Source organism: Sphingobacterium hotanense, assembly GCF_008274825.1.
Classification (GTDB): Bacteria; Bacteroidota; Bacteroidia; order Sphingobacteriales; family Sphingobacteriaceae; genus Sphingobacterium; species Sphingobacterium hotanense.
This window is the reverse complement of sequence record NZ_CP030848.1, coordinates 4147872-4168754: the sequence shown is the minus strand read 5'-3', so window position 1 is coordinate 4168754 and position 20883 is coordinate 4147872. Positions and strand designations below refer to the sequence as shown.

General features: G+C 42.9%; 15 protein-coding genes and 1 pseudogene. 7 read left to right on the top strand and 9 right to left on the bottom strand.

The genetic code is table 11. The annotated features are described in order from the left end of the window. The first annotated feature begins 25 nt into the window (after positions 1-25). The 4 genes from rsfS to DSM08_RS17575 are packed head-to-tail and all read left to right on the top strand — an operon-like array spanning position 26 to position 3838. A complete protein-coding gene (gene rsfS / locus DSM08_RS17590; protein WP_149527356.1) occupies positions 26-400 on the top strand; it encodes a ribosome silencing factor in 375 nt (124 codons plus the stop codon). Between the two features lie 33 nt (positions 401-433). Beyond that, a complete protein-coding gene (gene ftsH / locus DSM08_RS17585; RefSeq protein ID WP_149527355.1) occupies positions 434-2512 on the top strand; it encodes an ATP-dependent zinc metalloprotease FtsH in 2079 nt (692 codons plus the stop codon). 43 nt (positions 2513-2555) lie between these two features. Then, the gene (locus DSM08_RS17580; RefSeq protein ID WP_149527354.1) at positions 2556-3203 is read left to right on the top strand and encodes a LutC/YkgG family protein; all 648 of its coding nucleotides are present in this window, start codon (positions 2556-2558) and stop codon (positions 3201-3203) included. Continuing rightward, positions 3203-3838 carry a rhomboid family intramembrane serine protease gene (locus tag DSM08_RS17575; RefSeq protein ID WP_149527353.1) on the top strand — a complete coding sequence of 212 codons (636 nt, stop codon included), beginning with the start codon at positions 3203-3205 and terminating at the stop codon, positions 3836-3838. The genes DSM08_RS17580 and DSM08_RS17575 overlap by 1 nt, the downstream gene beginning before the upstream one ends. Before the next feature lie 54 nt (positions 3839-3892). Here DSM08_RS17575 and DSM08_RS17570 read toward each other — a convergent pair whose 3' ends face one another. Next, positions 3893-4231, bottom strand: a complete 339-nt coding sequence (locus tag DSM08_RS17570; RefSeq protein WP_317131789.1) for a magnesium chelatase subunit ChlI family protein — start codon at positions 4229-4231, stop codon at positions 3893-3895. Positions 4232-4246: 15 nt separating this feature from the next. Further along, positions 4247-4378, bottom strand: a pseudogene (locus tag DSM08_RS19395) (ATP-binding protein); the annotation flags it as partial. Positions 4379-4437: 59 nt separating this feature from the next. On the opposite strand from DSM08_RS19395, the gene DSM08_RS17565 reads away from it, so the two are divergent. Continuing rightward, entirely contained in the window at positions 4438-4842 is a 405-nt protein-coding gene (locus DSM08_RS17565) for a transcriptional regulator (RefSeq protein ID WP_246172341.1), read from the top strand. Between the two features lie 316 nt (positions 4843-5158). On the opposite strand, the gene DSM08_RS17560 is transcribed toward DSM08_RS17565, so the two are convergent. Beyond that, positions 5159-6844, bottom strand: a complete 1686-nt coding sequence (locus DSM08_RS17560; protein ID WP_149527352.1) for a hypothetical protein — start codon at positions 6842-6844, stop codon at positions 5159-5161. Positions 6845-6896: 52 nt separating this feature from the next. Further along, complete coding sequence (locus tag DSM08_RS19375) at positions 6897-7019, bottom strand: hypothetical protein (RefSeq protein ID WP_262713910.1); 123 nt, start codon at positions 7017-7019, stop codon at positions 6897-6899. A gap of 137 nt (positions 7020-7156) precedes the next feature. On the opposite strand from DSM08_RS19375, the gene DSM08_RS17555 reads away from it, so the two are divergent. After that, entirely contained in the window at positions 7157-8635 is a 1479-nt protein-coding gene (locus tag DSM08_RS17555; RefSeq protein ID WP_149527351.1) for an ATP-binding cassette domain-containing protein, read from the top strand. 86 nt (positions 8636-8721) lie between these two features. Continuing rightward, positions 8722-8976 carry a hypothetical protein gene (locus DSM08_RS17550; RefSeq protein WP_187773908.1) on the top strand — a complete coding sequence of 85 codons (255 nt, stop codon included), beginning with the start codon at positions 8722-8724 and terminating at the stop codon, positions 8974-8976. A gap of 2814 nt (positions 8977-11790) precedes the next feature. Here the strand turns inward: DSM08_RS17550 and DSM08_RS17545 are convergent. From DSM08_RS17545 to DSM08_RS17525, 5 genes are all read right to left on the bottom strand, one after another. After that, a complete protein-coding gene (locus DSM08_RS17545) occupies positions 11791-13338 on the bottom strand; it encodes a sulfatase (RefSeq protein ID WP_149527349.1) in 1548 nt (515 codons plus the stop codon). After that, a complete protein-coding gene (locus tag DSM08_RS17540; RefSeq protein ID WP_223110836.1) occupies positions 13325-14725 on the bottom strand; it encodes an alpha-L-fucosidase in 1401 nt (466 codons plus the stop codon). Before DSM08_RS17540 ends, DSM08_RS17545 begins: the two co-directional genes overlap by 14 nt. Beyond that, complete coding sequence (locus DSM08_RS17535; RefSeq protein ID WP_149527348.1) at positions 14712-16190, bottom strand: RagB/SusD family nutrient uptake outer membrane protein; 1479 nt, start codon at positions 16188-16190, stop codon at positions 14712-14714. The genes DSM08_RS17540 and DSM08_RS17535 overlap by 14 nt, the downstream gene beginning before the upstream one ends. Before the next feature lie 11 nt (positions 16191-16201). Continuing rightward, on the bottom strand, positions 16202-19495 hold the full coding sequence (locus tag DSM08_RS17530) for a TonB-dependent receptor (RefSeq protein ID WP_187773907.1): 3294 nt from the start codon (positions 19493-19495) through the stop codon (positions 16202-16204). 169 nt (positions 19496-19664) lie between these two features. Further along, positions 19665-20807 (bottom strand): FecR family protein, encoded by a 1143-nt coding sequence (locus tag DSM08_RS17525; protein ID WP_149527346.1) that lies wholly within the window; start codon positions 20805-20807, stop codon positions 19665-19667. Positions 20808-20883 lie beyond the last annotated feature (76 nt).

Sequence of the window (20883 nt, the reverse complement as noted above, 5' to 3'; positions counted from 1 at the left end):
TCAGTCAAAAGTATAATAAATCTTGATGAGTAAAAACAAAAAGTCTTCGTTGTCCGAGAAGCTAGCCGATGTTGTGATACATGGGATGCAGGAAAAGAAGGGTAATGAAATTGTGAGGTTGGATATGCGCGAAGTTAATGGGACATTGTCTGATTATTTTGTTATCAGCCATGCCGACTCCAACGTGCAAGTCAATGCAATAGCCAAAAGTGTAGAAGAAGAAGTGTATAAATCCTTTGGTCAAGATCCTTGGCACAAGGAAGGGCACGGTAATGGCGAATGGGTTTTACTTGACTTCGTTGATGTTGTCGTTCATATTTTTAAAACCGAAACAAGGGAGCATTACAGAATTGAAGATCTGTGGGGCGATGCCCAAATTAGCACTTACCAAAGTGCATAGTGAGAATAAGTGAAACGTAGTTTAAGTGTATAAATGAAGAAAGTTCCTAGTAAAAAAATTACACCAATGCCACCAAAATTTAATATGATTTGGCTTTGGATTGCAATGATTGTAGGCTTCATCGGGCTTCAGTACCTCTTCAGTGGGGATGGTGCGAAGAAGACAACCTACAAAGAATTCGAAACCAAGATGCTTATCCCCGGAGATGTGGAGAAGCTAGTTGCATCAAAAAGCAACGACTTAATAGATGTTGAAGTATATATCAAGAAAGATAAATTAGCCGACGAGAAATATAAAGATGTTGCGCCAAATCCAAATGCGCTTTCTTTATCGCCGAGCGTAGGACCTCAGTATAAATTTACGGAGCCTTCTGCGGAGATCTTGGAAGGGAAGTTAAAAGCATCGCAAGATAGTTTAGCTGCCGACCAACCGAAGATTAGCGTGTCTTACGAAGATAGATCGAACCCATGGGCGGGATGGTTTATTTCGTTTATGCTTCCATTGTTAATTATCGTAGCGATCTGGATCCTTCTGATGCGCCGTATGAACGGTGGTGCTGGAGGCGGTGGCGGTGCAATCTTTAATATCGGCAAGTCAAAAGCACAATTATTTGATAAAGAATCTCAAATCAACATTACGTTCAATGACGTTGCTGGTCTTGAAGAGGCGAAGCAAGAGGTTATGGAGATTGTTGATTTCTTGAAAAACCCGAAGAAGTACACCGATTTAGGAGGTAAAATTCCAAAAGGAGCCTTATTAGTAGGCCCTCCGGGAACGGGTAAAACCTTATTGGCAAAAGCGGTTGCGGGTGAAGCACAAGTTCCTTTCTTCTCCTTGTCAGGTTCTGACTTTGTGGAGATGTTTGTTGGGGTTGGTGCATCTCGTGTGCGTGATTTGTTTAAGCAAGCAAAAGAAAAAGCACCATGTATCATCTTTATCGATGAGATTGATGCGATAGGTCGTGCTCGTGGCAAGAACTCCATTATGGGAGGAAATGATGAGCGCGAGAATACATTGAACCAATTATTGGTGGAGATGGATGGTTTCGGTACGAACTTAGGGGTTATTATCCTTGCAGCAACGAACCGTTTAGATGTATTGGATTCAGCTTTATTGCGTCCAGGACGTTTTGATCGTCAGATTTCTATTGATAAGCCAGACTTGATTGGTCGTGAGCAAATCTTTAATGTGCACTTGAAGCCATTGAAATTGGCGGAGGAAGTGGATGCGAAGAAACTTTCGGCACAGACTCCAGGTTTTGCGGGGGCAGAAATTGCGAACGTTTGTAACGAAGCGGCTTTGATTGCAGCTCGTAAGAACAAGAAAGCGATCAATATGCAGGATTTCCAAGATGCGATTGATAGAGTAATCGGAGGTCTTGAGAAGAAGAATAAAATTATCTCTCCTGAGGAGAAAAAGATCGTTGCTTACCACGAGGCAGGTCACGCGATTGCGGGCTGGTTCTTGGAGCATGCGGATCCTTTGGTTAAAGTATCGATCGTTCCACGCGGTGTTGCGGCATTAGGTTATGCGCAATACCTGCCAAAAGAACAGTTCTTATATACGACTGAGCAGTTAATTGACAGTATGTGTATGACGATGGGTGGACGCGTTGCTGAAGATATTACTTTCGGAAGAATCAGTACCGGTGCTCAGAACGACTTAGAGCGTATCACGAAGTTAGCATATGCGATGACGGCTGTATATGGTATGAACGATAAGGTAGGGAATGTATCCTTCCGCGATAGTTCGGAGAACAGCCAGTTCCAAAAACCTTATTCAGACCAAACGGCTGAGTTGATCGACGACGAAGTACGCGTATTGATTTCGACGGTTTACGATAGAACAAAAGAATTGTTGTTGTCGAAACAAGAGGGATTGATCAAAATTGCTGAGAAGTTATTAGAAAAAGAAATCTTATTCCAACAAGACTTAGAAGAGATATTGGGTAAACGTCCGTTCCAAAATAAGACGACTTATGATGAGTTTGTGAATGGTGGAGCAGATGGAGGCGGCGTTCCGCAGACGGATTTATCATTGCCGTCGAGTGATCACGGTGATGTTCCGCAAAGTTCGCCTGATAATCAGTCTAGTCAAGAAAACAATCAATAATACTTAACAGACATGGTTTACCAACCATGTCTGTTCTTTATATATGAATATTCGAAATACAACAGCCAAAGAGAAGATGCTGAAGAAGATTCGGCAAGCCCTGCTTCAAAAGCGTGAGAATCCTAATCCTGCTTTTGAGGATAGTCCTTTGTATAAGGACGAGGAAGATCCTTTGGATGTGACCTTTGCTCGTGAGTTTACTAATGTTGCCGGACAGTTCGTTTACTGCGATGGAGAAATCAATCTGATCGAGAATCTGATTATCCTTTTGGAGAAATTGAAATTGACGAAGCTATATGTATGGGATAAGAACTTGCAGAAGTTCTTAGATCAGTATGGCTTTCCGTATCATAAGCATAGAACAGACTTTGATGATATTGAGGTCGGTGTCACGGCATGTGAGGCGCTGATTGCGCGAAACGGCAGTATTTTGATTAGCAATGCCGACGCTTCCGGTAGAAGATTGAGCGTTTATCCTCCTGTGCATATCGTTATTGCAAAGACATCACAATTAGTAATGGATATCAAGCATGGTATGGCGTTGATGCGCGAGAAGTATGGAAACGATTTGCCTAGCATGATTACAACCATTACTGGCCCCAGCCGCACGGCGGATATCGAGAAGATGTTAGTACTCGGTGCGCATGGTCCGAAAGAACTATACCTTTTACTCCTAGAAGATAGATTTTAATGCTACAATATTATATCTTAAATATGCCTGTTGCAAGTGTAATTTTCGCACTAACAATTGGCCTTAGTATTTATGTGTTTTCCAATCCGGAGTGGTTTGGACGATTGATGTTGCATCCCTACTCAATTCATCGCGACAAAAGCAGATGGTATCTGATTTTGACTAGTGGGCTGATCCATAAAGATTGGATGCACCTGTTGTTCAATATGATTACCTTCTACTATTTTGGTTTTGGCCTGGAAGGGATATTTGTTGAAGTAAGCGGCCCGATCGGGCATTTATGGTTTGCTTTATTGTATGTGGTAGCCTTGGTGTTGAGCGATATCCCTACGATTAGACAGCAGAAGGATAACTATGGCTATCATAGTTTAGGTGCCTCAGGTGCTATTAGTGCGGTGTTGTTCAGTTATATCTTATTCTATCCGAAGATGATGTTGGGGATTTTCATGATTATTCCGATGCCGGCTTATCTTTTTGCATTTCTGTATTTAGGATATTGTATCTGGGCGTCGAAGAATGCTAGAGATGGGATTAACCATGACGCGCATTTATTCGGGGCATTGACCGGAGTTGTATTTACATTGATACTCTACCCTTGGATCTTTAAGCATTTCATCGGGCAGTTTATAGGATAGGTTGTACAAGAAAAGATATTGAATCGGCGTGGTCTCCCCACGCCGATTTTGTTTTTAGCCCAGCCGGCTTTGTCGATCGAGACTACGGAAGTGTATCGCTTCTGCGAGATGCTCGTTTTTGATATCGATGGATTGTTCTAGATCGGCGATTGTTCTGGCAACTTTTAAGATGCGATCATAAGCTCTTGCCGATAGGTTAAGGCGCTCCATGGCAGACTTGAGGAGGCCTTTCCCAGTTGCGTCGATCAAACAGATTTCTCGTATTTGTTTCGCGCGCATCTGTGCATTACTATGAATGTTGGCAATGCCTTTGAATCTCGATTCCTGTATGCTTCGCGCTCGGATGACGCGCTCTCGAATAGCCTCGCTTTTCTCCGCTTTGCGGGTTTCCAATAATTCGTTGAACTCTACAGGGGTAACTTCGATGTGTATGTCTATTCGATCGAGAAGCGGCCCTGATACCTTGCTCAGGTATTTTTGAACATTGGCTGTGCCACAGATGCAGGGACGGTTGGGATGGTTGTTGAATCCGCAGGGGCATTCATGCGTTGCCTTGTTTGCTTTTTGAACAACAAATCAATAAACCTCTGCTGGTGTCGATGCCATTAAATCCAACGACTCTTGGAGAACATATCAGGAAAAGAAGATTGGAGCTAAGACTGTTTCAAAAGGAAGTAGCGGCAATATTCAATGTTAGCGAAGACTGTGTTACATATTGGGAGAACAACAGAAGTGAACCTAAAATTCAGTACTATCCACTCATTTTCGGGTTCTTGGAATACTGCCCGTTTGAACTTGATACATCTACTCTCATGGGGAGGATAAAAGCTTATAGATATTTGAACGGGCATAGTCAAAACTGCTTAGCAAAGATGGTAGGTGTTGACCCTTCTACAATCCTTGCGTGGGAAAAAGGGAAAGGCCGTGTGTCTGAAAGATTGAAGGTGCTGTTGGCGAGTTATGAATTTAATATAAATCATCAAGAAGTGGAAACTTTAGAATAAATCGTAAAACTGTAAATACAAAAACTACAACTTAGGAGCTTTAGTAAAAAATAAACCATCAATTACTAACGAATTCGGATACCTAAAAGAATCAAAGGATGACTGTTTGCTTTAATACTGCGACATATAAAAGTGTAGGTCTATGATTAGCACCAAGACAGGTATACATAGCATTGCTGGTAAAAATGCGAGACGAACAAAAAGAGTTAACGAGTATTGGAACGGCTTTTTGAAGTTACATTGGATGTCCGCCTTTCGGCTCGGTCCCTAGCGGATCCGAAGTGCAAGAGCCGAAGATAGGAGCCTGATAACCAAACTATTGCAACGGCAAATATTTAGGGTCTGTCCCTGTGCATTCAATAATCCCCTGCAACAAACTCTGCCATACCACCTTGAAAAAAGGGTGATTTGGATTTCGTTCGTAATCAACCTGAGCAGCATGATACTTCCCATTTGCATCGGGATTGCTGTCATTGATAAAGAATTTGTTTGCAATAAAAGAAAGAATCCCTTTCTTGCCATGTCCCTTTTCAGGATGCTTCAATACATCAACCTTTAGATGGTTGTAGTCAAATGTGAACTTCCCCCAATTCTTCACATCATTGCCGTGCATATCAAAAGTAATCTTTTCAATATTTCCATCAGCCAATCTAATATTCAATAGCGGTTCCAAAATCCTGTTGTATGCACCTACTTTCATAGCTGTCAAGCCCCCATTATAAGAATGATTGCCAACCTTGCTGAGCATGTCAAAGGTGAAAAACGCACTCAACCGACCTTCCCCATAAATATTGCCCACCAAGGCTGCCGTCATATTCTTGTTTCTGCGCAAAACAGTTGTATCGTTGCTGACATTCCTCAATGTCCCCCTGATATTTTTGAACTCTATTTTTCCTTCCCTAAAGTACTTATCGCTGATCTGTGCATAACTGAGGTCTATGCCACTTACTTTTACCGCCTTTACAGAAAATGGCAAGCCTACCTTCATCAGCTGTTGGGCTGGCGATTGACCCACCTTGGACACGTTCTCCAATTGGTAGCGTTTGTCCTTGGAAAGATCAAAAACTCCACCGACAACATGAGCACTATCGGCCTCAAATAATTTTTCTGCCAATAGTTTCTGCAAATTTATGCCTGTAATCCATGTTGAATCCAGGTCCAGTTCTATCCTTGGTTTGTTCAGTTTGTCCTGTTTTGCAAAAGCCTCCAAGCTCAATGTAGGCTGCAAGCTCAACTTGGAAATCTGTGCATTCCGATTTTTTGAGCTGAACTTTAGGTCTTTGAAGCTAAATGTATAGGGTGCCCCCTCCAAATTGGTCTTGAACCGCCGAATGTGCAATGAAATATCCTTGGAATACAGAAACCTCGTGCTGTCAGAGCCCGAATGTTCATCAATCAGAAAATTGTTAATTGCTAAGTCAACCTCATTTACCTTTTTTGGTTTAGTACCTTCCTTATTTAGGTCTGCAATTTCCAAATCAATGCCATTCGCCCGAAACTCATCTACTCCCAATGATTTAACACGATCTTTGATCATAGCATAAGGGTCTTTTTCTTCCTTTTTATCTTTATTATAAGGTCTGTCTCGGAGTAAAACCTTCGCTTTAAAGGAGTCCAAAGCAATGGTTCCGATATAGATTTTTTTATTGACCAATATACCCCATACACTGACACCACTAATCGCCAAACGATCCGCCCTAGCTTCAAACCTAGTATTGGGCGCTTTTTTGGCGTTATCCAGCCTTATATATGCGGCACTATCATTTTTGAGAAGAATGTCTTTTATTGTAAGGTTACCACCCGCTAAATCCAATTCCAGGTCACTGTACTCAATGCTATAAAGTCCTTCGGAGGATTTGGTGATTCCTTCTTTGAGCTTCTTGTCCAACATGGGCTCCAATTTATAAGAAACAAAATATAGTCCCTCTAATGTCAATAAAATCAAGGCAGCAAGGATGCCTACCCAGATTTTCCATCTGTGTGATTTTTGTTTGGTATCCATTATTTAAAGAACACATAAGGAAAGGGGATTGTTTTGTTGATAGCTCTGGTATTCAACAGAATGCCAGAGCTGGAGTTTCAGAACACCAAGGTTTGTTGATAGAGGGGCCAAGGGTGTTGGCAACACGAACGCCATGGTTGGTGTCCTCACCAAGCATGCGTAGGAATAATGCCATTAGATGGCCGTATGACGTTACTTTTAGGTGGAAAACTAACCAAAACGTTTGCTCATTTAAGGAGGCATGTCGCACTGGTCCAACTCACATGGACAAAATGCCCATAATAGTTTCACAACTACAAAGAGGCGGTTGACATGGCTGTTAGGTCAGGATCACAGGAGCTGCTGCCAAGCATTGCTGTACTCAGCAGCTCCCTGCTCCTTGCTTTCTGGTGCAACCTGGAGGCAGGGAAGCTAAATGAAAGGACCCGGGCAAGGATGTTCATGGACTTGCAGTCCAGGATCACCAGGGCCCAGCTCCACTCCAGGATCGACAGTGTCGGGGAAATGGAATCGGGCGACCTGTTGGTGCGGGCGGGATCGAATGCTCAGGAAACCGTCCAATTGCTAGGTAACTCCTGGATCTCTGCCCTGCTCACGGCAATCCGGATAGCAGCGGCCTTGGCCCTCCAGGGGAACCTCGACCCCCAGCTTACCCTGATAATCCTTTTCCTGCTACTGTTGGGGCTGCTTTCCCGGGCCTATTTCCGGAAACTCAGGAGGCTGAACAGCTCCCTGAAGGAAAGTGAAGGGAGACTGGGTAAACTCATGCAGGAAAACTTCCGGAGCAGGCTCTTCATTCGCCAACTCAACAGACAGGCTGAACGATGGGAAATGCTTCAGCAGGAAAACGGAGCTATATTCGGCCAAAGAATGGCACTCCTGAACTTTTCGACCCGCTCCCGGGGGATCCTTGGCACGTTCCTGCAGATCGGTTATCTCTTTACGTTCACCTGTGGGCTCTTTAAACTGCAGCAGGGAGCGATATCCTTTGGAACAATGACCGCTTTTTTGCAGCTTGTTGGACGGATACAGGGACCTTTCGTCTCCCTGTTGGCTCTCATTCCATTAATGGTCCGCTCTCGCACGGCAATGGAAAGAGGCACCCAAGCCCTTTCGGTCCCCCAGGAGGTTCCGGCAATCGGATCCCCAACGGAAGCTGAGGTCAAGGGGATGGAAATCTCGAGGGTGGAATATGGGTACGGGGACAAGACCCTGCTCAATGGATTGTCCTACATTTTCAGCAAAGGCGCGCCAACATCGATCTTGGGACCGAGCGGCAAGGGTAAATCGACTCTTTTGAGGATCCTGATGGGCCTCCATCGCCCAATTTCCGGCCAAGTCTTGCTCCTCACCGATGCCGGGCCGATCGACATGTCCCCCGATCACCGTGAAAAAATAGCATTTGTCCCCCGGGGCGACAAACTCCTATCGGGAACCGTACTCTACAACCTGATCGGAAAGGGTAGGGAACTGACAGGGGAGAGGCTGGAAGAAGCTTTAAGGACGGCATGTGCGGAATTTGTTCACGACCTTCCCCAAGGGCTACTTACCCAGGTGGGTGAGGGTGAATATGCTTTGTCCGAGGGACAGGCGCAAAGGATCGGGATCGCCAGGGCCCTACTGCAGGATTCAAGGGTGTGGTTATTCGATGAGGTCACCTCATCGCTCGACAGGAGCACCGCAGAGGTGGTCATGAGGAACCTCCTGAAGGCTGGTTCGGAAAAGGTGGTCATCTTTGTGACACATGATCAGTCGCTAGCGAAACTTTGCGCACAAAAAATCTATATTTGATTAACTAAAAATGTAAAGAAATGTCACCTATTACTCCATGCCAGTATTTTAGGATTGCCGACCACCTGGTCCGGGTCCATTGGAACATGAATGTCGATCTTGGCAGGACCCTCCCGAGCTTTAGGCCATTTCTGGCCAACTGCACGGCTGGGGAGCGGGCCCTTATGGACATCGAGGTCTCCGATTCCCCGCAGCAGCGTGATATGGAGGGATTGGAGAGACTTAACGATGTCGATTACATCCTGGACGAAAGGTTTGTCCTTGAAAGGGCACCTGAGTCCTACCTTACAAGCATCCTTTCAGGCGACGGTGAAAAGAAATGGACCATGGAGAGCTCCTAAACTACGATAACCCGGCAGTAAGGGCATTTGAGGACGGTTCCATTTACATTTATGGGACATCCTGGAGCGGTAAGAAGGACTGCTACCTCAACCAGAGGGCAAGGCTTGCGGGCATTACCAGGCTGGTCCAAGGACCCGTGAACGAATTCTCACAAAAAAAAAGGGGACGGATGCGCTTGTCGCCCTTCTTCCAAGCTGTTCGGGGATCAGGTGGGATGAAACGATCTATTCACGTATGGTCGGGGTGCTGGGCAAGCTCATTGAATGCGTTCCGGTCGGGGAACTGGTAAACCTACCGGAAAGGGCGGGAGTTGAGCTACATTTTGGTGCGATTAGGGAATCCTGCAGAAAATAGGTCGGTGGCACCTCCATTACCATTTCGGGATAAGTCCACGCGGCCGATCCATGAGAACATAGACATCTATTATTATTGACAAATTTTGTGATCGAACAAATCTGCCCATTGATCCCTAGAACCAGACTATAGAAGTAAGCGTACCACCCTATTTGCTTCGAAAAGATCAAAAGGTTAAATGAAGTCTCCTTCAAAAGCCCGATGTCAATTTTTATGGTTAAGTAGGTGTGTCCGTTAATTTTATTACCTGTCCTGTGCCGGACCAACAAGTTGTAGTTAATATTTCTGGTCGTTCCCACTAACAAGATTTGACTGCTAAATATAGAAAACCAGCGATTTGGAAAATAGTTAATTTCATTTTTTTGGATTTTCGCTTCAAAAGCCTTGCTATACAAATAAGTATTAATCTTGCAATTATTGTGGGTTACGAAGTTAAATTATCAGCAAACCGTCTTCGATATGATGTTTGTGTTATCAAATACGTTTTGATATCTAGATCATATTTAAATTTAGAATAATGTGTTTCTAATGATCCCAACAAAAAGGTGTACATTTCAGGTTGCCAGTTTGTTCTATTAATGGATTTAAAAAACCAGTCATTAATAAAACTTTCAAATTGGGGCGTTGTTTTAGGAAGATTTAAAATCGTTTATGAATTAAGGAATTCGGATGCATGCCGTAAATCCATACATGAGGACCATAGATATCAATCAACTGTGGAAAAAGTATATAAATGTTCCTAATTCAACATTTGGTAGTTTAATTAATAATAAAAGACAATGAATAAAATAGTTTTATGTTTTGTATGTCTTATATGTCTATCTTCCTGTGTTGTCCAGAAGCTTCATCAGGATTTAAATAATCCATTTTATTCCACATGTCACATTGGGATGCCTGGCGAAAATAATTTTATTTTTAGCAATGACAGTCTTTTTTATTACTGTCAAACTGTTCCAGGCATTTACTCGGAGGGATATTATAATTGGATAAGTGATGGTTCCATAAGGTTTGTTAGCAGACAGAGTATTCCAGATTCCAGTGCTAAGAAAGTCGTGTATAATAATATTAGTGGCAAAATCGCTGTATTAAAAGGTAAAAGGCTTTATTTTAATGGTTTCACCCTTTTTCTAAAAGAAAGAAGAAAGTATCTACAGTCAATAAGATTTCTCCAGAAATGAACTTCTAGGCTATGAAATTGGACGTTAAAAACGATAGTAGCCATGGAAGAATATGCTTCATAGCAAACAAATATTGTGCAATTCCGATTTAAATGTTTGGTTTCAAGGTTACGGTAGTAAATATAATTATGGATTTATATTTTTTTTTCCTGCTGGGAATGCATCAAACTGGCAAAGCATTGATTACTAATCTCATTTCCTAAATTCTGAAGATGCTAACTATCCGTTATTCTATTCTTCAAAAGATAACTGGAAGAATCCTATAGAAGAACTTTTCTCCACAATGGAATATAAGTGACTTTGATTCAGAACTAATTCAACTGACATTTACCATTTAATTCCAATTGTAAATGAAATTTAATTCAAATCCAGGTACATTTGACAATCTGGTGCTCAACATTAATTGAAGGTTCTTATTCAGAAACCATGGAACCTCCTTCTGCCGTCGAATTCAAATATTCCAAAAGCGTTGACTTTGTGTTTTATGAACCTTTAGGTGACTTCTCATGGTAAAGTTCAAGATTCAAGTTCCATTGTGTCAGAAATGAGCCAATCCATAGGGGGGAACATTTAAAATGTATAAGAACGACTTTTAAACCTGCTGGGAGCATCATCCAAATGTAATGAATCTTCTGGTAATAGTAGTAAAACTGAGGAATTAAAGAATTTGGTTCTACGTAACAATGGTATTAAAGTTTAAATGAGTGTAGAAGACTTTTTTTATTTTGAAAAACAAAAATAGTGAAACTGATTTTGAAGCTATAACAAGTTGATCTCAAGCAATTTAATGTAGAGATGTTTTGGGGTTTGAGAACGAAGAGATACAACTAATCCCCAAATCAATGGTGAGAAAATTAACAAGCGACTAAGTGAATTCATCATCTACTTTGAAAAGTAAGTACGAATTTTTTTGTGAAAAGCTTGCTGGTTGTTTTTATAGTATCCCAAGCTAGCGTAAATGTAGCTAATGCAGGTTTCGAAATTATATATTTTTAGGAAAAAAAACACCTCTTTCCTATACATCAAGAAACATTTCAAGCTATTTATAAGCCCATTGAAAATGATTTGACGTATTGTTCTGAAAACTTAATGATTTCTTTATCTCAATGATTTTTGTTTTCATTCGATTTTATGTGCATAAGCTGACAGTCTGTCCATACCGAACAGCCAGTGTTTGTTCCTCAATAAAGTTTTACCAGCAATCTACCGCTATTTGAGAGGTCCATTTTGTATCAAAATAATGGGTTTTTTGATACAAAATGGACACTTATAAAACAAATTTTATTTTATCTCATTCGGATAGGGTACTTTTTTGCCGGTTGCTTTAAAAGTTGGTAATTGGGCGTCCCAGGTTTTAAAGCTTTCGGTTAGCAGGTTGCTTAGAACCTTAACTTTCTTTTTGTGCTGTTTGGAGATATCTTTTGTTTCACCGATATCCTCGCGAAGGTTATACAACTCCAATTTCTGATTTTTCATATCATAAACCATTTTATAATCGCCTTGACGAATCGCCGAAAAGAAATTAATACCAGGGCCATCCTGCACAATCCATTTATTCGGAATATTCCAAACCAGATTACGGCTATTCCAAGAATTATCTTGTTTGCCGTTAATGAGGCTCACCAAACTCTTGCCATCTATTTTCTTTTGCACTAAAGGGTAATCCTCAATACCGGCCAATTCCAATATCGTAGGGAATAGGTCTTCCACAATCACGGGCGATTCGGTACTTCTGGCCATATGGTTATTCGCATTTTTAATCAATAAAGGAACGCGGATTCCCCCCTCATACACCGATCCTTTTCCGGCGCGCAGCGGTAAGTTCTGGGTATGATCAGGTCCTGAACGTTGCGGATTCCGGCTAAGTCCGCCGTTATCACTCAAGAAGATAATCACTGTATTTTCATACTGCCCATTATCCTTTAAGAACTGAACAATATCACCGATGCTCTTATCAAATCCTTCCACTAAGGAGGCATAGCCCGCCTCTACCGGATCTAGCCCTTTATCCAGATACTTCTGTACAAAACGAGGATCAGGCATAATAGGCACATGCACCGCATAGTTAGAGAAATTTAAAAAGAAGGGTTCTTTCCGTTTAATAGGCTCCTTCAAGGTTTTAATGGCTTCTAAGGTTAAAGCTTCCGTCAGGAATGTATCTCTCCCATGATATTCCATTAAATCAGGAACCGCCTGATAGCTGGCTTTGCCGGGCATATTGCCATAATTTTCCTCACCATAATAGCTTTGCGGGTGTCCGGCAGAGTGACCTGCAATATTCACCATAAAGCCCAGGTTCAAGGGGGTTGCTCCTGGCGTACCTGCGGAGCCCCAATGCGCCTTGCCGATATGAATGGTATAGTAGCCATTATCTTTTAAGATCTGCGGAAAGGGCGTTGCATATACCGTATGTGGGACATTGGGATCCGGACTCATGCCGTTGATATTCCAATCCGGCGGTGTCAGCATGTCATCTGGATTATCCGTTGGTTTATTTGCCGTTGGATGCGTCCAATTGGTCACTTTATGATGGGCGGCATTTAAGCCCGTCAGCATACTGACCCGCGAAGGGGTACAAACTGGCGTTGCATACGCATTGGTGAATTTGGTTGCTTCTTTAGCCAAGGCTTCCAAGTGCGGGGTATGGAACTTACGGTTTATCGGCGTTACTTCTTTATAGAAAGGCTCAGAAATATCCTGCCAGCCTAAATCATCAACAAAGAAGACTACAATATTGGGTTGCTTAGCCTGCTGTGCTTGCGCTGAGCACCCCAAAAATAGGTAGCCCAAAACCGTGCAATAACTGAGGATTAAATTAATTCGTTTCATATACATTCAAGGTTGTAAGCGTAGGAGTTCCTACTGCTTGGTCTATTAAAATACGGATGGATTTACAAGTTACGGCTTTTTCTAACAGAATAATATGCTTATTGCCAATAGCACTTCCGGTATAGATCGTTGTCCATTTTCCTTTGACTTGCGCCTGAACACGGAACGCACGTACCTTCTGCCCTTCCCAAAGATCCTCCCCCAGCACAATGCGACTTATAGCCTGATTACGATTAAATTGCAGCTGATTTGTGGACTTTTTAGCGCCCTGCACCGGATCTTTATACAGGCGGGCTAGTTCCTGCCCAAATTCCTGCATCCTGATGTGGTCAGCTTGCGGAACAAGTCCGCTGGTATCCGGTGTAAGCCCTAAGATTAAGGTTGCATTCCGACCGACCGATTTATGGTACATATCCAACAGCTTGGCCGTTGAAAAGATACTGTGTTCGTCGTTGGGTTCCCAGAACCATTCATGGCGACCATTATCGCCGCGTAAAGGCGCATCGGCCATAGCCGGCATAAAATAAGCTCCGTTCGGATCCCCCGTTTTTAAGAGCTCATATTTGTTCTCCCAAATAGCCTTTGGCGCGCTCTCACCCGAACCTGTATGTGAAAAGGGGAAAGTGGACCAGCAGGGATAATTAACGGTTCCCGATTCCGAACCGCCCCAGCGTGCTTCCGCCAATTGATCGTTATGATAGAACAGACAATCAGGTTGGAATTTCTTAACGATAGGCAATACATCCGGTGCTCCTTTGTCCGGATGGCTAGCACCACCATCAAACCATATTTCAAACAAAGGACCATACCATGTGCATATTTCTTTGACCATCTCTTCCACCATCTGGTTATAGAACTTTTGGCGTTGCTTTTGCATTTCTCCATGCCCAGCCACAACAAAATCATGCACCCCTAAAAAAGAATTCCATCGGATCCCTAAATACACGCCCGGTTCTAATCCATGCTTTCTACAAGCTTTGATAAAATCTCCTACCAAATCTTGCTTTCCGTTGGTCCAACCCAAAGCTTTCGTATTATAGGGGTTCACCTTCGAAGGATAAAGGGCGAAGCCCGTTTCATGGGTAGCCGTAATGAGGGCAAATTTCGCACCGGCGGCTTTCGCTGTCAGCACCCATTGCTCCACATCCAATTGCTTCGGATTAAACTGATGGATATCCGCCACAGGCGTAATCCTGTTTTGCCCTTGGCTGTATGCTTTCCCATCAAACACGTGCAGGTCATAATGGAAGATTACACCCAATTCGGCCTGTTGCCAGGCCAATTGGGCTTTATTAGGTTTAGGTAACTCCTGCGCTTGCAGGCTTGCTCCAACGAAGCAAAGCAGGCCAGCAAGCAAGGTTGTAGTAAGCTGCTTAATACCCATCATTCTGCTCTAAATTTGGGTTCGCGTCAATCTGTTGCAATGGAATAGGGTATAACACCTGATGGTCTTTAGCCGAATATCCACGAGAACGGGCCGAGCTGATAAACTTACCATGCCGGATGAGGTCCTCCCGGCGTAATCCTTCCGAATAGAACTCACGTCCTCTTTCGGCCAATAGGAAATCGCGTAAGCCCTCCTTGGTTGGGTAGCTGGCTAAGGTAAGTGTAGCTGCATTTGCCCGCTGCCGAACGGCATTTATTAAATCGATAGCTTCTTGTGTAGGGCCTGACAGCTCGTTTAACGCTTCTGCCCTACTTAATAAAATATCGGCATAGCGAATGTAAACAATATCATTGCCCATGGCTTCACCAACAGCATTCGGATCAGGCCAATATTTAAAACTACGCACATTGTCTAAGGCTTTTCCAGCAGCATCTTCCAACAATTCAACGTTTTTCCCGGAAATATCCGTATACGAACGAATCAGTAACTCCCGTCGGCGGTCATTGGCATCAAAAGTTTTATAAAAAGCTGAATAGGTACGGAATTGTGCACCGAAATTAATTTGATTGGACAGGATCGGGTAATTAGGCGGAAATGCATGCGCCATGTAGTTATTGTGGTAACCACTTTGTGGTAAACAGGGTGCCCGGAAAATAAACTCCTTATTACTCTCGCCCAAGACGTTAAATAACTTGGTATAATCGGCATACAGTTCATACTGTTTGCCATCGATTACCTGTTTGGTCACCTCGGCAATCTTGGCCCAATTTTTCTCTTTTAGGTAAAGCTTCATTAAGTAGCCATAGGCCGCGCCTTTGCTCGCTCGGCCGATTGGGTTTTCTGCCAAGGGCAAATATTGAGCAGCAAACTCTAAATCTGCCACCACATAGTTCACAAAAACCTCCCGTGTCGCTCTGGCTGTATTTTTACCGATTTCTTCAATCTGTTCGGGGGTAGCATCTGCCGGAATATCGATTAAAGGTGTAGGCCCAAACAAATTGTATAAGAAGTAATAGGAAGAGCCACGGATAAAACGTGCCTCCGCTTGAATCTTATTCAGCTTTTCTTGGTCTAAACCACCCAATTGGTTCGACAACAGCAATACCGAGTTCGCACTGGCAATGGCCTGGTACATCTTCTGCCAAAAACCATTTAAAAAACTATTGTTCACAGCCCAGTTGAATTGAATAAAGGGTGCCGCATCCTTTTCCAGTCCGCCTCCGGTTTCAAAAGAGACATCGGTGTTAAATTCATTCATCATATAGGTATAGTTCCGATGATCGTAGGCGATGATACGCGAACGCGCATAGGCACCGGTCAGCAGGGCATCGATGCCGCTGGCATCTTGCAAGAATCCATTCGGATCGTATTCTGTATATACTTCCTCGGCCAGAAACGACTTACAGCCGCTCGTAAAAAAAGGAAGACTTAATAAGAGTAGATATTTTAATTTAAAAGTTGCCATGATAAAATAGATTAAAGGGTTAAGTTGATTCCTAAACGAAATGTACGCGCTAATGGATAGGAGTTATAGCTGACTTTAGACGTCGAGCTCGTGCCGGTAGCACTGGCATCCGGATCATAGCCTTTATACTGCGTCCAGGTCGCTAAGTTTTCCATTGCCAGGAATACATTTAACCGATTTATTTTATTGCCATTATTGAAAACCTCATAGCTTAAATTGACGTTCTTTAACCGCAGGAAGGAAGCATCCTGAATTGTCATGGAATTGATGATATAATCCCCACCATAGGCCGTAGGATTTACAGCACTAGGGTATTTATTCGTGGGGTTATCCACGGTCCAGCGGTTTAATAAGTATTCTGACAGTCTGTTTCTGTACTCATTGGTTGGGTATAAAGTTTCCGTAATGTTGGCATCCAACATACTGATACCACCCACATATTGCAATAAGAAATCTAAGGCAAACTTCTGATACCTGAAATTATTGCTTAAACTGATATTGGCTGTTGGGAATGGTTTACCCAGAACTGTACGGTCGTTTAAATCAATTTTACCGTCTTGGTTTTTATCCACAAAGCGGATATGGCCAGGCTTCGCATTGGGTTGCGCCGAGTTGGCTACTTCCTGAGCATTCTGGAAAATACCATTCGTTTCAAAGCCATAGAAAGATAGCATAGGATGTCCCCTTTCCACCAATTGGTAGTTTGAAATAAAGCTGGCAATATTTCCGGTAATCAATTGGGGAATAAAATCAGGAAGTTCCTTTACTTCATTCTTTAACAAGGAAAGGTTAAAGGTACTTTCCCAAGTAAAATCGTCACGTCTAATATTCTTACTGCGCAATTGGAAATCAATCCCTCTATTTTCCACATTCCCGAAGTTCACCATATAGCTGCTGAAACCTACAACAGAAGGAATCGGCTTGCTGAATAATTGATCTTTTGTGTTTCTTTTGAAGGCGTCGATCGATCCACTTAATATCCCATGGAGGAATTCGAAATCTAAACCCACGTTAATTTCTTCGGTATTTTCCCAACGCAGGTTCTTATTTGGCAAGCGTGCAGGCACTACCCCTTGATAAATGGCATTGCCAAATACGGCATTGCCGGAAGAAATTAAGGTATTGATGGTTTGGTAATTGGAAATTCCTTGGTTCCCTAATTGCCCATAGCCTACCCGAAGTTTTATGCTATTCCCTTGCTCGCGCCATTGGCTTAGGAAATCCTCATCGGTTAATTTCCAGGCTAAAGCTCCGGATGGGAAGAAGGCATATTTATGGTCATCTGAGAAGCGGGAAGTACCATCGGCACGTATCGAGGCTGTAAATAAGTATTTGCCTTTATAATTGTAGTTTAAACGGCCTAAAATACCGTGCAAGCGGTTTCTCGTTTTAGAGGAGGTTACATTATCACTTTTATCGCCATCCCCACTTTGCAAGAGGTGATAGGAAGTAACGTCTGACAGAAACTTCATCGAGCTGGCACCCACACCTTCAGCATCAAACTCTTCAAAGGTGGTACCCGCCATTATATTGAAACTATGGTCTGCAATATCTTTTTGATAGTTTAGCAAGAATTCCGTAAGCCATTGGTAGCCTGAAGTCGCATTTTTTTCCCCCATGCCACCATTCGATAAACCTTTGATGGTCGAACGGTCGGTATAACTAGACATCATGCTGTTCGCCGCAGAGCCCCCCACGCGAATCGTTCCGGTCAAACCCGGCAAAGGCGTAATTTCTGCAGAGGCCAAGCCATAGAAAGTATTGGTCAAGTTGCGGTTATCAATCCCATTCAATAAGGCCAATGGATTATCCAAGGCAATAAAATTATTCAGGTAATAGCGGCCATTCGCATCTTTTGTTGCCGCCAAAGTCGGGTCAAATTGAATGGCTGAGCCTAAAGGTCCGGCATTTTCATTGGCGGCATTAGAGGTTAAGATGGCTTTCTGGTTGCCACGGGTGTAGTTTCCGTTGATATTGAATTTGATATAATCTTTAGGACGGAATTCTAGATTCGTGCGGAAGTTGATTTTCTTGTAGCCCGATTGTTTAATTAACCCGTCTTGATTAAAGTAGTTTAATGCCGAATAGAAAGTGCTCTTCTCACCACCCCCCGAAAAACTCAATTGGTGGTTTTGCACCATCGCATTATTATTGAGCACTTCATCTTGCCAATTGGTTCCTTCGCCAATTTCAGCAATTTGCTGCTCGGTGAAAATTAAATCGCGCCCCGCATCTTTCCGAATGCCATTCAGCACCTCCATATATTGGCGACCGTTTAACACCGGAATTTGACGAGAGGCCTGCTGAATTCCTGCATAAGCATCGTATTTGGTAATAACGGTTCCAGAACGCCCCTTCTTTGTGGTAATTAACACCACACCATTGGCAGCTCGCGTACCATAAATGGCAGCCGCAGAAGCATCTTTCAAGATATCCACCGATTCAATATCATCGGGGCTCAGGCTGGACGGGTCTATACCCGGCATGCCGTCAACCACAATTAACGCGTCATTACTGCTGTTGATGGAGCCTGCTCCACGGATCTGAATCTTTGTACCGGCCCCCGGTGCAGAGTTGGTCTGGCTAATGTTTACCCCTGGTGCTTTTCCGTTCAACAATTGCAAGGCATTTGTATTGGCGCCCTGCGTAAAGTCTTTGGCTTGCACCCCTACAATCGATCCTGTAAGATCCGATTTCTTTTGAGTACCGTAGCCCACCACCACAATTTCATCTATCTCACTGATGGAAGGGTCTAAAGAAATGGTAAGGGCGTTATAATTGGTATAATCTACTCTTTTCTCCAGATAACCCATAAAATTAACAACAATGGAACCCCGAGCAGGCGCATTTTCAAACTCAAATTTCCCGGAACTATTGGTGCTCACCGTTTGTCCGGAGGGCAATAGTTTTACCGTCGCGCCAGACACAGGACTATTATCCTGTAGAATAACGCTGCCTCGTAAAGCTTGTTGAATGGAATTGCTGTTAATTAAAGTTTCAGATTTCTGTCTATTTTTAGGGAAAATAAGCACGTTATGTTTCCGCAGTTCATAGCTCAGTCCTTGCGAACTTAACAGTTCTTCCAATGCAAGCGTCCAAAGTTTATCTTGCACCACAAGATCAACTCGTTTATTTTCATCGACAAGCCTCGCATTATAGAGGAAATCCCGTCCGCTCTGCTTTCTTATTTTAGCCAATACTTGTTTAAAACGTTCACCTTTCGCATGGATGGAAACATTCTGTCCGTAAGTATTTGCACTGACATGTATGCTGCCAATACACAGCAATAGAATAATCAGTTTCATATACAGCATAATTTTAAGTGCATTCTTTCGCAAAGGATGCAGCAATAATTGATAAGTTTTATACATTTGAGTAGGGTATAAAATGATTTATAATTAGTCGTTATTGGTCATGTATTATCCTTGGGGGGTGTGGCAGCACCTCCCTTTTTGTTTGGTTTCAGTGAATAGGTTATTTATTTAGCACATGTATTCCTCCTTCCTTGATCTTAAATGTGATACTTGAAACCTCCTCCAAATTCTTTAATAGGTCGGTTAATTGATTGGTTCTTTTATAGGTTCCGGAAAAACGCTCCGTATTATTTACCTCTATTTGTACATATTTTACATCATACCAATCTTTAATTTGGTTCATGATTTCGGTAATGCTGGCATTGTCAAATTTAAAATAGCCTTCTTTCCAAGAGAGTAAATCCAACAAGTCAACGTCAAATTTATCAATGGCCTTAGCGCCGCCAACAGCCTGCTGTCCCGGTGCTAATAACAAGGATTTGCGCGCATTAGACACCTTCACTTTTCCTTCCATCAGGGTTACTGTAGCATCCTCGGAATTGGATGAGTTGACCGAAAAGTGCGTTCCTAGAACCTCGGTCAATAAAGCACCGGCTTTCACCTGAAAAGGTTTCAGCGGATTTTTGGCCACTTCAAAATAGGCCTCACCTGTTAATACCACATTCCTACGGATGCCTGAAAAGCGCGTAGGAACCACAATAGATGAATTGCTATTTAACCAAACTTTCGTGCCATCGGCTAAAACAAGGGCTTGAATTTGGGCGTGATTACTCTTGATCACTAAATTCGAAGGCTTGCTTGGAACACCTGAAGAAGCCTGATCATGAAATAATAAGGTGCCCGAGCTATCCATTTGCACGCCGTATTCGGCTAATGCCACATCATTCATGGCGCTAGCGCTATCCTGATCTGCCCCCTTTAGATAAACGGAAGCCCGATTATTTTTTAAAAGAATATTTTCTTCCGCATACAGCTCTTCTTGGTTTATGGTTGTTTTAAAATATAGATACCATCCAGCAAGCGCCGTAAAAAACAATAATATTGCAGCAGCTATTCGGATAAGCGAGGGCCAAATTCTTTCTTTCCGGCCAATTTGTTGTTGAATACCTTTCCAAACCGCATCTTTCTGAGGCCGCGGAAACGGGATCGTTTTTTTATATTGCTCGTAATACTGGGCAAACATGGCTTCCGATTCGGCATCCAAATCGTTGGTCATATGCTCCTGAAGCTCTTGTTCTTCTTCAACAGACAATCGATCGGTAAAAAACTTCCCCAGTAAATAGGCTAGCCTTACGTTTTTCATAGCATTGGTTTCTATAGTAACAACAATACTCGTGGCCGGCAAGGACTAGTCACTTGCGGAAAAATTTAAAAAAAAT

Excerpts from the sequence above, each read along its gene's own strand:
- rsfS (WP_149527356.1), top strand. The coding sequence starts at position 26 with ATGAGTAAAAACAAAAAGTCTTCGTTGTCCGAGAAGCTAGCCGATGTT.
- ftsH (WP_149527355.1), top strand. The coding sequence starts at position 434 with ATGAAGAAAGTTCCTAGTAAAAAAATTACACCAATGCCACCAAAATTT.
- DSM08_RS17580 (WP_149527354.1), top strand. The coding sequence starts at position 2,556 with ATGAATATTCGAAATACAACAGCCAAAGAGAAGATGCTGAAGAAGATT.
- DSM08_RS17575 (WP_149527353.1), top strand. The coding sequence starts at position 3,203 with ATGCTACAATATTATATCTTAAATATGCCTGTTGCAAGTGTAATTTTC.
- DSM08_RS17565 (WP_246172341.1), top strand. The coding sequence starts at position 4,438 with ATGCCATTAAATCCAACGACTCTTGGAGAACATATCAGGAAAAGAAGA.
- DSM08_RS17560 (WP_149527352.1), bottom strand. The coding sequence starts at position 6,844 with ATGGATACCAAACAAAAATCACACAGATGGAAAATCTGGGTAGGCATC.
- DSM08_RS19375 (WP_262713910.1), bottom strand. The coding sequence starts at position 7,019 with ATGGCATTATTCCTACGCATGCTTGGTGAGGACACCAACCATGGCGTT.
- DSM08_RS17555 (WP_149527351.1), top strand. The coding sequence starts at position 7,157 with ATGGCTGTTAGGTCAGGATCACAGGAGCTGCTGCCAAGCATTGCTGTA.
- DSM08_RS17550 (WP_187773908.1), top strand. The coding sequence starts at position 8,722 with ATGAATGTCGATCTTGGCAGGACCCTCCCGAGCTTTAGGCCATTTCTG.
- DSM08_RS17545 (WP_149527349.1), bottom strand. The coding sequence starts at position 13,338 with ATGAAACGAATTAATTTAATCCTCAGTTATTGCACGGTTTTGGGCTAC.
- DSM08_RS17540 (WP_223110836.1), bottom strand. The coding sequence starts at position 14,725 with ATGATGGGTATTAAGCAGCTTACTACAACCTTGCTTGCTGGCCTGCTT.
- DSM08_RS17535 (WP_149527348.1), bottom strand. The coding sequence starts at position 16,190 with ATGGCAACTTTTAAATTAAAATATCTACTCTTATTAAGTCTTCCTTTT.
- DSM08_RS17530 (WP_187773907.1), bottom strand. The coding sequence starts at position 19,495 with ATGAAACTGATTATTCTATTGCTGTGTATTGGCAGCATACATGTCAGT.
- DSM08_RS17525 (WP_149527346.1), bottom strand. The coding sequence starts at position 20,807 with ATGAAAAACGTAAGGCTAGCCTATTTACTGGGGAAGTTTTTTACCGAT.